Source organism: Chryseobacterium oncorhynchi (assembly GCF_002899895.1).
In the GTDB taxonomy this organism is placed as follows: domain Bacteria; phylum Bacteroidota; class Bacteroidia; order Flavobacteriales; family Weeksellaceae; genus Chryseobacterium; species Chryseobacterium oncorhynchi.
Genome location: NZ_PPEI02000002.1, coordinates 67,878 through 82,619, shown reverse-complemented (window position 1 = coordinate 82,619; position 14,742 = coordinate 67,878). Strand labels below are relative to the sequence as shown.

Below are 14,742 nucleotides of genomic sequence, written 5' to 3'. Positions count from 1 at the left end.
TTTGAAATGTGATGTTTTATAAATAATGAGTTCATCTACTATGGTGGTAATTTTTTGTAGTAATATGATGCTAGTGTGTATTTGATTATTAGCATTCATGTTTATAAAAAGAGGGGTCAATAAAATTGATTTTTTTTCATTTTTATTCATTTAGGGTTTCCAGAAAGTCCAAACTTTACCGTTGTATACAGCTAGTTGTCGTTTAACAGTATCATAAGCCATCATTCCGGGAGCAGGGTCCATGATGTTGAGATGCGGACTAGCTACCTTGGGTAGAATCATAGCCTTATCAGTTGCTTCCAATACGAGGATTCCATCTGTGGAAGAAGGGGTTCCAATGCTGGTTTTGGCAGTTGTTTTCTCAATTTTACCGGTTCCCTGTATGCTTAAGTCCGCACTACCTATCGTGGCAGCTGTTCCGTCATCTTCACTCAGATTTGTCCATTGTGTGTTGTTTTTCAGATACTTTACCTTGTGGTCTGAAGTATCATAGATAATGGTTCCCTCGGAGGTTAGTCCGGTTTTGTTTTCTACATAGGGTAGAATAAGACCTCTGTTTTCGGTATTGGAAAATTCTAAGGATACCGAGGTATTCGTAATGTTTTGCTTTCCAATTGCAACCTGTGCTTGGATGGTACAAACCATGAGGGTGGCTATTGCCAGTACTGCTTTTTTCATTATGTTTTTGTTTGAGTTAATAAATGATGCTACCTGTTCGCACCGGATAAACCCGACGAATATGGATGGATCATATTGAAATTTTCGTTGAAGAAAGGCTATCTGATAATTTGTATTTAAGTGATAGCCGTATGTAGGAATGGTGGAGGTCTTTTGAAGTTTTGATAAAATCTAAGACTTGAAAATCCATGGTTTTTATAGATTTTTTTTTGAAAAATTACCAGTAAATGGGTTAGAACCGATATTTTGTTTTCGGAGCCAAGCAAAAAGGATTTTATTGTAGGCTGGCTGGGGATGACAATTTTCTTGTGGTTGTCGGAAAGAGCCAGTAAGTATTTTTCTGAGGTTGTATTCCTGATAAATATAGATACGGTTATATTGTTATTTTTATCACTTTGAGACCGTTTCTGTTCTTTTTTATGTTTTCTTTTATAGGGTGTAGGTGAAATTTTTCTTTTGAATTTTCTCTTCACCTTTTCAGATTGATGAACATATATTTGATCCATACCTGAAACTATAGCACCCTTTGATGTAAATAGCGAAGCTGGAGAGGATGAAGTATCTGATGAGGGAATATTATCATGTCTGCAAACAGCTTGTATAATCTGAAAGTTAGCCAACAGTAATACCAAAAAGAAAAACCTTCTCTCTCCAATTGATTGTAGAGAGAAGAGTGGGTTCATCATGTTATTTTCAGAATCGGTTAGCATTTTGATGCAATGTTATAACTACCATAATGCCTATACAAGTATAATACAGGAATAATTCGGAAAGTTTCATATACTTTTTAATTGATTTTACAAATAAATACTTCTGTAAATCAGTCGCTTGTGTTGTTTCGAGCTATTTGTGTAGTATTTTAAAAATCCCAAATAGGTATTTGTATTTTTAGGATATATATTTCGTTAAATTTGTGCGAATGATAATTATGAATAGGGGTTATAATATGAAAGAATCAATCTTATAACAATACATGAGGTATTGAAATCAAAGAATTGATGAGTATGAATTTGTTAGAAATAAAAATATATCAATGGATTTATGAAAGTCAATTAAGTTTTTATGCTCCTTAAGCTATATAGGTGTTGAATTCACTGATTGCACTGCTCTATTAAATCTTTCTTCTAAAAACTAATCTCTATTTCCTAATGAAAAAAATCTATTTATTTTTTATCATTTTTTCTTTTTATGCAGCATTTTCCCAAAATGTAAAAACACCGAAAGAATCAGTTTCCAAAATAAAAATAATTGATGCTGAAATTAAGAAGTATAAAACTTCTGCAGCTTCAGACCCTGTGGCAGCCACAAAAAAATTGCAACAGCTGAAAGAACAATGTGAAACAATTCATTATACAAATGGAGCAATGACCAGCTCCATGGGACTTGTCTTGCTTTACTATAATGAGGGTAATTATAAAAAAACCATAGAAGAAAGTCGCTTTGTTGAAAAATATGCCAAAGAGCTAGAAGCCTTTGATTATGTTTCCGATATCTATAGAATGCGGGCAAATGCCTATGGTGAAATGGGGCTTTTGGATGAATGTCTGAAAGAATTAGAAAAATCTTTAATTAATATTGATGATATTAAATCTCCAAACCGTCGCATTTACAGAAAATCTCTTATCTATGAATCCTATGCTGGAGTTTATGAAAAAAAGAACGATATTAAAAAGCAGATTTTTTACAGACAAAAGAGTATCATATCATCCTATCAAATACCTGGAAATGAACCGGTAACTATAAATGCAAAATATCAAAATCTGGCTTATCAATATGCGAGCCTTGGTTTGATTTATAGCAATTTAAAAGTTAATGATTCTGCTAAGCACTATTTTGAGAAAGCTTTGGAGATTCATGAAAGTGATAAGGTTGATATCTATGTAAATGGAAAGGCAATCCTGCTAAGTGATATGGCAAAATTCTATAATGATAATGGTGAGTATCATAAAGCGATCTTCTTTGCCAAGAGAGCGGAAAATTTTGAAAGGCAGGTCTCGATGCCTTATATCAGGAAAGGTATTTATCATACCTTGTTTAGTTCATATATAGAAACCAACAAGCAGGATTCGTCAAAATACTACTCAAAGCTTTATATGCATTTGAGTGATAGCTTGTTGAAATCGGAAAAAGAGAGTTTGATAACACCTGTTAAACAGATTATTTCAGATAATGAACATGAGAATCAGACCACTATCAAAAAAATACTGATGGTTTCAGTACTGGCTTTTGGTGTTGTAGTATTCATTGGTTGGTTATATTGGAGGAGAAAGAACCGATTTATTCATAGAAAATATAAAGATCTGATTGCTAAAATAAATGCAAAACAAGAAGAGCAGGAACTAGAATTACAAGATATTTCTAGAAATAATGGAACAAAATCATCTGTATCCATCACCGATGATACAGTAAGAGCTCTTCTCCTTAAACTTGAAAAATTTGAAAACTCAGAGAAATATCTTAGGAAAGAGGTGAGCCTTACCTGGATGGCCAATAGTCTTTCTACCAATCCAAAATACCTTTCGGAGATCATTAAGATTTATAGAGAACACAATTTCACCAGTTATATCAACGAGCTGCGGATTAACTACATCATTAAGAAGCTTTATGAAAATCCAGTATATAGAGAATACAAGATAACTTATTTGGCAGAGGAGTGTGGATATGCAACACCAAGGGTATTTGTTAGTGCTTTCAAAAAAGAAACAGGTTTCGCGCCATCCTATTTTGTGGAGCAATTGAAAGCTTCTGCCTAGTGTTCAATCTATTTTACGGTTTAAGTTAAATTTTGTGGTCTTAGCAGTAAAAAAACTTCAAAAGCTTAATGTTTTTGACTGCTCAAATAATTTGAAAAATGATAATTCTTTATAAAATGGAATCTTATGGTTAAAAAATTATTCTTGCGAACGTCTCAGTTTATTTTTTCCAGGAAAGAGGGAAACCGTAATCAACGTATTCAAAGATTGTACACTATTGTTATTTCTGTGTTGTTTTTATTTTTATTTTCCATGGCAAGTGCAGAAACAACCTTATGCCCAGGAAATGAAAGTATAGACCAACTAATAGATCAGGCTATCTCTCTTAATGACAAAGGAAAAAGTAAGGAGGCTCTAGGATTACTTCAAAAAGCTGTTGAAATAGCGAGGTCTGCAAGCTGTGAAAAAGGCGAATTGGACGCAACAAAAAATATAGTATTAGTCTATTCCCAAACCTATGATTATAAAAAAGCTCTGGAAATATCCAATAGAGCCAGAGATTTGGCAATCAATCAGAAAAATTATAAAACATTATCTATTTTATGCAATAAAAGGGCGATATTATATGAAAATCTTGGCTTATATGACGAGAGTCTAAATGAATATGAAGCCGCTCTGAAATATGCAAAATTGATTTCTGAAACCAATGAGAGACATTATCAGACCTCTTTGGTTTATTATAATATGGCTCCGTATTACCAAAGGAGATCAGATAAAAAAGTTTTGTATTATCTGGAAAAGAGCAGGGAGGAAATTTTGAAAGTAATTGATAATAGTGAAGATATCCCTTTAGAGAAAAAGGTTGATATGCTGATATCAGTAAATATGAATCTGGGAATTCATTACAGGGACTCTAAAAATAAAGGAAGGGATATAAAATTATCTGAGCTTTATTTTAAGGAAGCCTTAGAACAACTTGGTTTAGTTAAAGGAGAAGTAAATATTGATACAAAAATAGATTTGTATCAGGCACTTCAGGAGTTTTATCAGCTGAAAAAAGATTACAGGAAAGCAATAGAATATGGAGAGAATATGCTGGCCATGGAAAAATCCAATAGTATGCCTTACAATCGAAGAGTAGGATATATGGTATTGGCCAAATCTTATCTGGGAGTTGGAGATAGCCAAACTTCTCAAAGATATCTTGATCTTTTTTCAAAATTGAATGACAGTATTACTTCCATAGAGAAAGAAGCTGTGGAAGCTCCTGTCAAGAAGATGATTTCAGAAACTAAAGTCAACGGAGACAAAAAGATAAAAAAAATTGTTGCTATTTCTTTTGTTATCCTTATCCTTATAACCGCAGGTATGCTGATATATAGAAAGAGAAGCAATAAGATTATTCATAAGAAATACGAAGATCTCATTGATAAAATAAGCCAAGAAAAAGAAGAGAATAAAGCAGCACCAACCTTGGAGAGAAATGATGAAATAAAATCCTCAATTACAATCACTGATGAAACAGTGAGGGCTCTTCTCCTTAAACTTGAAAAATTTGAGAACTCAGAAAAGTTCCTTCGGAAAGATTTGAGTCTGACTTGGATGGCCAATAGTCTTTCTACCAATCCAAAATACCTTTCGGAGATCATTAAGATTTATAGAGAACACAATTTCACCAGCTATATCAACGAGCTGCGGATTAACTATATCATTAAGAAGCTTTATGAAAATCCGGTATATAGAGAATACAAGATCACTTATTTGGCGGAGGAGTGTGGATACGCAACACCAAGGGTATTTGTGAATGCTTTCAAAAAAGAAACAGGTTTTACTCCCTCGTATTTTGTGGAGCAATTAAAATCTCCAGTATTATTAGGGGCGAGCAGGTATGAAAGTGTTGCAGAATAGAATATTACTTCAGTTTATACCCTTAAAAAACAGATGTTCTATGATTCACAAATGAGAACGATTATTAAAGGTTTAATCGGGTTTTATGATAAAAGAATCTGCTCTTTAGGAGCAGATTCAGTAGATAATACATCTCATTTTTTTAATTAGACAACAATAAAAAGCACAGCCGACAATGCTGTGCTTAAATTTTTATTTCAAATTTAATTGCAATTTCAATAGTAGTAAGAAAAGCAAATAAAGTTTCCACTTCGATTATTATTACATAGTAAATGTACTATTATTTTTAATACGAAATATGAATTTAATGTTAAAATTCACAAGTTATCCACATTTTTTTGTGGATAACTCTTAGGTTGATCTCCAAATACAATAATGGTAGTGAATATTTTACCTACGTATATCTACAAATCAGGAGGCTTTACTTTCCCATATCGCTAAAAAAACAGAGAGCAATTGCCCTCTGTCTGTATTTAGTTTTCAAGTTTTTCCTTGATATATTTTGCAGTATAAGACTTTTTATTTTTTATCAGATCTTCCGGAGTTCCGGCAAATACCACTTCACCACCATATTTTCCTGCTTCCGGGCCAATATCGATGATATAGTCAGCACACTTGATGATATCCGGTTGATGTTCAATAACAATTACTGAATGCCCAAGGTCAATCAAAGCCTGTAATGACTTTAGAAGTTTCTGAATATCATGGAAATGAAGCCCTGTGGAAGGCTCATCAAAAATAAATAAAGTTTTATCCGTAGTTACTCCTTTTACAAGGAATGAAGCTAGTTTTACACGCTGTGCTTCACCGCCTGAAAGGGTAGAAGAGCTTTGTCCCAACTGTAAATATCCTAAACCAACTTCCTGTAAAGGTCTTAGTTTAGTAACAATTTTCTCTTCATTATTATCCTTAAAGAATTCCAATGCTTCATCAACGGTCATGTGAAGAATATCGGAAATGCTTTTTTCGTCAAATTTAACCTCAAGGATTTCATTCTTGAATCGTGTCCCCTTACAAACTTCACATTCCAGCTCAATATCCGCCATAAACTGCATGGAAACATTAATCACTCCTTCGCCCTTACATTCATCACATCTTCCGCCGTCTACATTGAAAGAGAAATGCTTGGGCTTATAACCCATCATTTTTGAGATTTTCTGCTTAGCAAAAAGATCTCGAATATCGTCATAAGCTTTCAGATAAGTAACAGGATTTGAACGGGATGATTTTCCAATTGGGTTTTGGTCAATCAGTTCAATATTCTTGATTAATTTCTTCGGGAACTCTACAGAGTCATAATCTCCTTTTTTACCACCCATTCCCAGTTGGATTTGAATGTCGTTTGTTAGGATTTCTTTCATCAGGGTAGATTTTCCACTTCCCGAAACTCCTGAAATTACGACTAAACTTTCCAAAGGAACATCTACATCTATATTTTTAAGGTTATTCTGACGAGCCCCCTTGATATAAATCCATTCTTTTCCTTTTCTACGTTTCTTTGGAACTTCTATTTCAAGTCTTCCTGTAAGATATTCTGAGGTAAGAGTGTTTGCTTTTTTTAGATCCTTATAGTCACCGGCAAATACAAGCTCACCACCCAAATAACCTGCTTCAGGGCCAATATCAATAATATAATCGGCAGCGCGCATTACATCTTCATCGTGCTCTACTACAATCACGGTATTTCCCAGGTCACGAAGGTTCTTTAATACTCCAATAAGGTTTTCCGTATCCTTGGAATGTAAACCAATAGAGGGTTCATCTAATATATATATGGAACCTACCAACGAACTTCCTAAGCTTGTTGCCAGATTAATTCTCTGACTCTCTCCTCCTGAAAGGGTATTGGAGGTCCTGTTTAAGGTCAGATAGCCTAAACCAACTTTCAATAAAAATTCAAGACGAGTTGTGATTTCGTACAGAAGTCTTTTGGCAACTTCTTTATCATGATCCGAAAGCTGTAAGCTGTTGATTAAAGGTGCTAGTTCATCCAATGGAAGTTCAATCATGGATTGAATGTTATGACCATCTACTTTTACCCAGCTGGTTTCTTCACGAAGTCTCAATCCTTCACAAGTCGGACAAAGGGTTTTTCCTCTGTAACGTGAAAGCATAACTCGGTACTGAATTTTATAAAGATTTTCTTCAAGCATTTTGAAGAAATTGTTAATGCATGGGAAATTGCTTTTTCCATCACCTTTCCAAAGGAAGTTCTTTTGTTCCTTTGTTAATTGATGATAAGGTTTATGGATCGGGAAGTCACCTGCCTTTTTTATAAAGTCTTTTTTCCATTCACTCATCGTTTCGCCTCTCCAGCTGACTACAGCATCTTCGTAGATCGATAAAGTTTTGTTGGGAACAACAAGGTCTTCATCAATTCCGATTACTTTTCCGTATCCTTCACAAGCCGGACATGCTCCGTATGGATTATTGAAACTGAAAAAATGAACATTAGGCTCGAGAAATTCCATTCCGTCCAGTTCAAACTTATTGGAGAATTCCTTTACTTTTTCAGTATCTGTATTTTTTAAAGAACAATGACCATGGCCTTCATAAAATGCCATCTGAATAGAGTCTGCCAATCGTTGTAAAAAACTTTCATCTTCTTCATAAGCAAAACGGTCAATAACAAGATTGATGGCCATTCCTTTTTCCGGAGTAAATCCGAAACTTTCAAGATCTTCAATTCCTGCAAGATTTCCATTGATCTCAAGTCTTGTGAAACCTGCAAGCTTTAAAATATTAAGGGTTTCCTTAAAGTTATCTGCATCATATGCCAAAGGAGCTGTTAATAAAAAAGAAGTATCTTTTTTAGAAGCCTTGATAAAATCAATCACATCAGAAACTGAATCTTTCTTCACTTCTTCACCTGAAACAGGAGAGAATGTTTTTCCAATTCTTGCAAATAAAAGCTTCATATAATCGTAGATCTCAGTAGATGTTCCTACTGTAGAACGTGGGTTAGAAGAAATTACTTTCTGCTGAATGGCAATGGAAGGTGCTAATCCTTTAATGTCATCAACTTTAGGTTTTTCAAGTTTTCCTAAAAACTGACGGGCATAAGAGCTTAAGCTTTCAACATATCTTCTCTGTCCCTCAGCATAAATAGTATCGAAGGCTAATGAAGATTTACCGCTTCCTGAAACACCCGTGATGACAATCAATTTGTTCTTGGGGATCAGGACATCTATATGTTTCAGATTGTTAAGATGTGCATTCTTAACGTAGATCTGTTTTTTTATGTCTATTTCTGTAATATTAGCCATATTTTGTTTATTCATAAAAGTAACTGTACAGCATCATGTCTGCCAGTGTAATGGTGTTCTGCCTTAGAATATTCTAAGACTGTCATCAATTGAACTCTCGAGTTTCTTTCCAAATTAATATGATCAGGAGATAGCATATTTGTAAAATGCTGTCCAAAAAATATATTTGAAAAAGAATGATTTAATTGTAAAATTAAGACCCACAAAATTACGAATTTTTTGGCGAAAATTTACGCTTGTCCTATTTCTAAAATAATATATTTTGAATCCAAAAAAGATGCTTAAAGATCAAAAATGGGACTATGAAAAATAAAAATATAAAAGTATTTTGTGGACTTATTTATGTTTTTCAATTTATTTTTATCGTATTACAAATGGTTTATCCATATCCAGTATGTTTTTTCATTAAGGTATTGTTTTATGTTTTAAAATTATTTAAAATTGTATTCATAAATATGTAATATAGAAATGAGAAAATTATTCAGAGATCTAGTTACACATTTAATGAGAAAAAGATAGAAAACTACTCCCTCGGACACACAAAATGCAGCACACTCATGCTGCATTTTTTTATGACAAGTATCATTTGCCTGTCTACACGAACTCCCTTACTTTTGAATTCTGTTAAAAGAAACTACGGAAACGATTATGATCAAAAAGATAGGAAGTGCTTTTTTTCTTGGATCTTTACTTTGGGTAAATGCACAGGAAAAGACAACGGATATAGAAAACATTGAATTTCAGGGGAAATTTATTTCTACACCTTACAAAAGCGCCAATCAAAATATTACTGTAATTACAAAGGAAGATATAGCTAATTCTCCCTCTAAAAGTATTGATGAAATTCTTCAGCAGGTTCCGGGAATGGATATCCGAAGAAGAGGAGCGAATGGAGTACAGAGTGATATTGGCTTCCGCGGAAGTTCTTTTGAACAGGTATTATTGTTATTGAACGGAATCAGAATGAATGATTCTCAGACAGGTCATAATTCTATGAATATTCCTGTAGATCTTGAAGATGTAGAGAGAATTGAAATTATAAAAGGGCCTGCTGCCCGACGTTTTGGCCAGAATGCCTATGCGGGTGTTATCAATGTGATTACAAAGACAACTCCGGGAAAACGTGTTAAGATAAGTGCAGAAGGAGGAGATAATGCTTCCTATGGCTTAGGATTCAATGCGCAGTTGGGAAATGAAAAATTCTCAAATACACTTCAGGCAAATTCTTCGGCTTCACAAGGATATATGTACAATACTGATTACGAAATCAGGAATGTGTTTTATCAGGGAAAATTGAATATTAAAAATGGTGATTTAAGGCTTCAGGCTGGTTTTTCAGAGAAAAAGTTTGGTGCTAATGGATTTTATGCTTCAAAGAAAGCAAGAGATCAGTATGAGGAAATGCAGGCTTCTATTGTAAGTGTAGCCCATCAGCAGACCTTTGGGAAATTAAAGCTTAATTCTAATGTATACTGGAGAAGAGGGCAGGACATGTACCTTTATACCAGACAAAATCCTAATGGATACAGAAATATGCACATTGGAAACAATGTAGGCGGAGAAGTGAATTCCAGCTACCAATGGGGATTGGGAACAACCGGAGTTGGCTTTGAGCTAAGAAAGGAACTTTTGGTGAGCAGTAACCTTGGAAACCCTAATCGTTTTGTATCACAGGTATTTTTTGAACACCACTTTTCTTTATTGGATAAAAAGTTGAATATCAGCCCGGGAATTTCATGGGCGAATTATTCTAAAGAAGGAAACTTTTTCTATCCGGGATTAGATGTAGGGTATAACTTTACTCCTAACAGCAAAATCTACGGAAACATAGCGAAAGTACACCGTATTCCGACTTTCACAGAACTTTATTATATAAGTCCAACTGAGCACGGAAATCCCAATTTACAGCCTGAAAATGCTATTTCATCCGAAGTTGGATATCAGTATCAGAACAAAAAGATTTTAGCAAAAGTGAGTGGATTCTTAAGAGACTCCAAAAATTCTATTGATTGGGTTAAAAAAGACATTAATGATGATGTTTGGGCTGCCGGAAATGTAGGAGATATTAAGATTAAGGGAATAGAAGCAGAGCTTAATCATAGGGTAACAGACTGGTTAAAATATACGGTAGGATATACTTATATTGACAGTAAGTACAAGGAACCCAATGAGCTTGTATCAAGATATATTCTGGATAATCTGAGACATCAGTTTATTGCTAAACTAGAAACAAAGTTTCTTAAAAGCTTTACCAATGAGCTAGCCTATAGGTATAATGAAAGGGTAAATCTTGGAACTTATAATCTTTTGGACGAGAAATTGAGCTTTAGTCAAAAGGACTATTCTGTGTATGTTTTAATTAATAATGTGACCAATACGAAATATACAGAAGCATTTGGAGTAGAAATGCCTCAAAGATGGTTCCACATTGGTTTTTCATATACAATTAACATTAAGTAGGTGTTAATTGTATATTAATTAAAGTTAATATTAACAAATTGTTAAAAAAATTACATTTGCAAAAATTTTTTATGAAACGTTTTTTAGGTTTAAGCTTACTTCTTAGTTTATCATTCTTCAAAGCACAGGAACATATTTCCAGCTTCAATGCAGTGACTTTAACCTATAAGTTTCATCCAAAGTTTTTCCTTTATGCTGAAGGGCAGTTGCGAGGTAACGAAGATTACACCTATCCGGATTATTATGAGATAAAAGGAGGAGTGGGATATAATCTTACGAAGAACCATAAACCTTTCATAGGATTGGGAAGATACGTCAACTATAAAGAGCATAGCCTAAGCAGAGAAGAGTTCAGGGTATGGCTTCAGGATGTTATTGATTTCAAAAAAGGTATCGTGAAGTTTGAAAACCGTTTTCGTGCTGAAAAAAGCTGGTTTTATGAACCTCAGATTGATAAGACTTCTCAGAGAATGCGCTACCGTTACCGTTTGAATGTAAGCGTTCCTCTAAATGCTCCAACAATAAAAAAAGGAACTGTCTTTGCCAATGCCTACGATGAAATCTTCTTTGTAACCCCGATGAAGCCTACTTTTGCCAGAAACAGAGTCTATGGCGGTTTCGGCTATCAGATCGATGATTACTTTGGAATTTTGACAGGTTATTTATGGCAACGTGAGTTTGAAGCCAAGGGAAACAAGAACCTGCACTTTATTTATCTAGCCCTGAACATCAATATTGATGGTACAGATCATCATGTGAAGACGTATGACTTCCCTGGTGCAGATTAATATTTCTCTATCAGATAGCGATAAGCTTTAAGATACTTATTAAATCTTTTAATGTCCTTAGGAGTAAGCTCTCGGTTTACTCTTCTAAGGTCCATATTATCACGAAGATCATTAAGCTTCACAGCAACAGCCAGTGGAGACCTCTCTGTTCTTTTGACAAACTCATCATAATCCTCCTCAGGATCAAATTTAGTAAGGCAGCTTACTGCAAAAATGATGTATTCAGGAAAACCTTCCGTTCTTAGATAATCAAGGCTGAATTCTAATGGATGGTCTTCTACAACATCATGCAGCACACCTACAATTTTTTCATCCATTGTTTTACCATATTCCATTACACGCATTACGTGTGCTATGTAAGGGGCATGGTATTTATCAGTTTGTCCTTTATGAGCTTTATCAGCGATTTTTATAGCTCTATTTAATAATTCTTCTTTTGTCATTTCTCGATGAAAATAGAATACAAAAATAAAAAATGCCTTAAAAAAATAAGACATTTTTATTAATATTATTTTAGATGATTTTATAAATTTGTTTCATCCTCTACAGAAGCATTCGGAGCGTTGTTTTTTACAGATTCTATCCCATTTTCCATCCCATTATCAGATTCATACATCTGGCTGGTTCCTATGATCTGACCGTTTCCGGCTTTAAGATTAAAATAACATCTGCCATCTTTAGCAGTATTTCTTTCAAATTTAGAATCTTCCTGCGAATTGGTTTTTACAGAACTGATGCCATTTTCACATGAAGGTTTTGTGCTATATCCCTGACTTGTTAGAATGACCTGACCGTTGCCGGCTTTAAGGTTGAACTGAAATTCTCCATTGGTTCTTTTTGAAATAATGAATTTTCCCATAGTAATAGTTTTTAGAATTGTTGTTTGGTTATTATTTAGATAGCATTGCTACTTCTTTTCAATTAAAGATAAAAAAAATATTGGAATCTGCTGTTATTCAGTACTCAATTGATTTATTAGGATCATTGATGGTATGTATTTTTATAATAAAAACTTTGTTTAATGCAGTGCAAAATTTAAAATGATCAGTAGAAAATAGGTATTTCTGATAAAATTAAAATGAGAATGTTTCGGGTAAAGCAGTTATTATCATAAAAAAGCGCCCCAAATGGGACGCTTTTGAATCAAATTTATGTTATAAAAGACTAATAATTTCCTTTTTCAATATAATGAGCAGCTACCTTTTCAGTTAATGCCACTACATTTGGATTGTTGGTGTATTTTGTGAATCTTCTTAACCCTGATAGCATCATTCTTTGCTCATCTCCTTCAGCGAAAGAAATAATTCCTTCCTTAGCTGCCACTGTAATTTTTTCTACAGCTTTGTAAAGGTTCAACTGAGCCATTGCTGCTTCTACAGAATCAGGAGAGAAGTGCTTCTCAGCTCTTAAAATTGAAGATTCTGCCATATAGATCTGGTTAAGGATCTCAGAAGCATTCAATAATAAATGCTGTTGCTTTTCAATATCCATCATGTATTTTTGAAGAGCCGCACCAGAAACCATTAGAAATACTTTCTTAAGGTTAGCAATAATTGCTTTTTCCTCACTCATGAATTCTGAATAATCAGGAACTTCAAATGATGGAATACCCATTAATTCTTTGCTGATAGCCATTGCAGGAGATAAAAGATCTAATTCACCTTTCATTGCTCTCTTAATAAGCATTCCTACAGCTAATAATCTGTTGATTTCGTTTGTTCCTTCGTAGATTCTTGAAATCCTTGAATCTCTCCATGCAGCTTCCATTGGAGTATCTTCAGAGAATCCCATTCCTCCGTATACCTGAATTCCTTCATCTGCAGTGTGCTGTGCAAGATCAGAAACGAATACTTTAAGGATTGAACATTCTACAGCGAACTCTTCAACTCCTTTTAGCTCAGCAGCCTGGTGATCCATTCCTCCTGCTACCAATTCATCTATTTTATCCTGAACATCTTTAGCAGCTCTATAAGAACCAGCCTCACTTACGAAAACTCCGGTTGCCATTTCAGCAATTTTCTTTCTGATTGCTCCGAAAGTAGAGATAGAAACATTAAACTGTTTTCTTTCGTTAGAGTACTGAATAGAGTGGTTTAAGATTCTTCTTTGTGCATCCAAACAAGCTGCTGCTAATTTGATACGACCTACGTTCAATGCATTTAGAGCGATTTTGAAACCATTGTTTCTTTCACCTAAAAGATTTTCTACAGGAACTTTCATGTCATTGAAGAAAACCTGACGAGTAGAGGAAGCACGGATTCCTAGTTTGTGCTCTTCCTCACCGAAAGTTAAGCTTTCAGGATTCTCAAGCTCAGAACGATTAATAACGAAACCTGTGATGTTTTTATCATCATCAATTTTAGCGAATAACGTGAATGTATCAGCAAATCCTGCGTTGGAGATCCACATTTTCTGACCATTGATGATATAGTGTTTTCCGTCTTCGGAAAGTTTTGCTCTTGTTTTTCCAGAGTTTGCATCAGAACCTGCATCAGGCTCAGTTAAGCAGTAAGCTCCGAATTTTGTACCTGTTGCCAAGTCCGGAAGGTATTTTTTCTTTTGCTCCTCAGTTCCGTAAAGAACGATAGGTAGGGTACCGATTCCGGTGTGAGCTCCATAAGCGGTAGCCAATGAACCTGTAGTTCCTGAAATATAGTCACAAGCAAGCATTGTAGTCACAAAGCCCATTCCAAGACCTCCGTACTCCTCTGGTACAGCAATTCCTAACATTCCCATGTCACCAAGCTTACGCATTGTTTCTTCAGTGAATGCATAATCTTTCTTTTCAAAACGTTCTCTTTGAGGAACAACCTCTCTGTCTATAAATTCCTTTGCAGAATCACGAAGCATTTTCTGCTCCTCGTTTAATTCTTCAATACTGAAAATGTCGTTTGCAGGAATTTGTTTGATTAGGAATTCACCTCCTTTTAGTGTAGCCATATTTGTTTT

10 protein-coding genes are annotated in these 14,742 nt (G+C 34.5%); 4 read left to right on the top strand and 6 right to left on the bottom strand.

All coding sequences use genetic code 11. From position 1 onward, the window contains the following. Positions 1-150: 150 nt before the first annotated feature. Positions 151-678 (bottom strand): phage tail-like protein, encoded by a 528-nt coding sequence (locus C1638_RS06010; protein WP_109619209.1) that lies wholly within the window; start codon positions 676-678, stop codon positions 151-153. Positions 679-794: 116 nt separating this feature from the next. Beyond that, positions 795-1,388, bottom strand: a complete 594-nt coding sequence (locus C1638_RS06005) for a hypothetical protein (protein WP_109619207.1) — start codon at positions 1,386-1,388, stop codon at positions 795-797. A 438-nt stretch (positions 1,389-1,826) separates the two neighbouring features. Between C1638_RS06005 and C1638_RS06000 the strand changes: the two genes are divergently transcribed. Together C1638_RS06000 and C1638_RS05995 are read left to right on the top strand one after the other, a co-directional pair. Then, complete coding sequence (locus tag C1638_RS06000) at positions 1,827-3,431, top strand: helix-turn-helix domain-containing protein (RefSeq protein WP_109619205.1); 1,605 nt, start codon at positions 1,827-1,829, stop codon at positions 3,429-3,431. Positions 3,432-3,557: 126 nt separating this feature from the next. Next, entirely contained in the window at positions 3,558-5,279 is a 1,722-nt protein-coding gene (locus C1638_RS05995; protein ID WP_109619203.1) for a helix-turn-helix domain-containing protein, read from the top strand. Between the two features lie 473 nt (positions 5,280-5,752). On the opposite strand, the gene uvrA is transcribed toward C1638_RS05995, so the two are convergent. Next, on the bottom strand, positions 5,753-8,545 hold the full coding sequence (gene uvrA, locus C1638_RS05990) for an excinuclease ABC subunit UvrA (RefSeq protein WP_109620565.1): 2,793 nt from the start codon (positions 8,543-8,545) through the stop codon (positions 5,753-5,755). A gap of 648 nt (positions 8,546-9,193) precedes the next feature. On the opposite strand from uvrA, the gene C1638_RS05985 reads away from it, so the two are divergent. Together C1638_RS05985 and C1638_RS05980 are read left to right on the top strand one after the other, a co-directional pair. Then, the gene (locus C1638_RS05985) at positions 9,194-11,005 is read left to right on the top strand and encodes a TonB-dependent receptor plug domain-containing protein (RefSeq protein ID WP_109619201.1); all 1,812 of its coding nucleotides are present in this window, start codon (positions 9,194-9,196) and stop codon (positions 11,003-11,005) included. A gap of 71 nt (positions 11,006-11,076) precedes the next feature. Beyond that, positions 11,077-11,793 carry a DUF2490 domain-containing protein gene (locus C1638_RS05980; protein ID WP_109619194.1) on the top strand — a complete coding sequence of 239 codons (717 nt, stop codon included), beginning with the start codon at positions 11,077-11,079 and terminating at the stop codon, positions 11,791-11,793. On the opposite strand, the gene C1638_RS05975 is transcribed toward C1638_RS05980, so the two are convergent. From C1638_RS05975 to C1638_RS05965, 3 genes are all read right to left on the bottom strand, one after another. After that, positions 11,790-12,236 carry a phosphohydrolase gene (locus tag C1638_RS05975; RefSeq protein WP_106915834.1) on the bottom strand — a complete coding sequence of 149 codons (447 nt, stop codon included), beginning with the start codon at positions 12,234-12,236 and terminating at the stop codon, positions 11,790-11,792. The genes C1638_RS05980 and C1638_RS05975 overlap by 4 nt on opposite strands. An 80-nt stretch (positions 12,237-12,316) precedes the next feature. Further along, positions 12,317-12,652 carry a YegP family protein gene (locus C1638_RS05970; protein ID WP_109619192.1) on the bottom strand — a complete coding sequence of 112 codons (336 nt, stop codon included), beginning with the start codon at positions 12,650-12,652 and terminating at the stop codon, positions 12,317-12,319. Positions 12,653-12,957: 305 nt separating this feature from the next. Beyond that, positions 12,958-14,733, bottom strand: coding sequence for an acyl-CoA dehydrogenase FadE (locus C1638_RS05965; protein WP_109619191.1), 1,776 nt, complete (start codon positions 14,731-14,733; stop codon positions 12,958-12,960). Between the last annotated feature and the right edge of the window lie 9 nt (positions 14,734-14,742).

What these genes read in the sequence shown, in the direction of transcription:
- uvrA (WP_109620565.1), bottom strand. Translation starts at nt 8,545, where the DNA reads ATGGCTAATATTACAGAAATAGACATAAAAAAACAGATCTACGTTAAG.
- C1638_RS05980 (WP_109619194.1), top strand. Translation starts at nt 11,077, where the DNA reads ATGAAACGTTTTTTAGGTTTAAGCTTACTTCTTAGTTTATCATTCTTC.
- C1638_RS06000 (WP_109619205.1), top strand. Translation starts at nt 1,827, where the DNA reads ATGAAAAAAATCTATTTATTTTTTATCATTTTTTCTTTTTATGCAGCA.
- C1638_RS06010 (WP_109619209.1), bottom strand. Translation starts at nt 678, where the DNA reads ATGAAAAAAGCAGTACTGGCAATAGCCACCCTCATGGTTTGTACCATC.
- C1638_RS05965 (WP_109619191.1), bottom strand. Translation starts at nt 14,733, where the DNA reads ATGGCTACACTAAAAGGAGGTGAATTCCTAATCAAACAAATTCCTGCA.
- C1638_RS06005 (WP_109619207.1), bottom strand. Translation starts at nt 1,388, where the DNA reads ATGCTAACCGATTCTGAAAATAACATGATGAACCCACTCTTCTCTCTA.
- C1638_RS05975 (WP_106915834.1), bottom strand. Translation starts at nt 12,236, where the DNA reads ATGACAAAAGAAGAATTATTAAATAGAGCTATAAAAATCGCTGATAAA.
- C1638_RS05985 (WP_109619201.1), top strand. Translation starts at nt 9,194, where the DNA reads ATGATCAAAAAGATAGGAAGTGCTTTTTTTCTTGGATCTTTACTTTGG.
- C1638_RS05970 (WP_109619192.1), bottom strand. Translation starts at nt 12,652, where the DNA reads ATGGGAAAATTCATTATTTCAAAAAGAACCAATGGAGAATTTCAGTTC.
- C1638_RS05995 (WP_109619203.1), top strand. Translation starts at nt 3,558, where the DNA reads ATGGTTAAAAAATTATTCTTGCGAACGTCTCAGTTTATTTTTTCCAGG.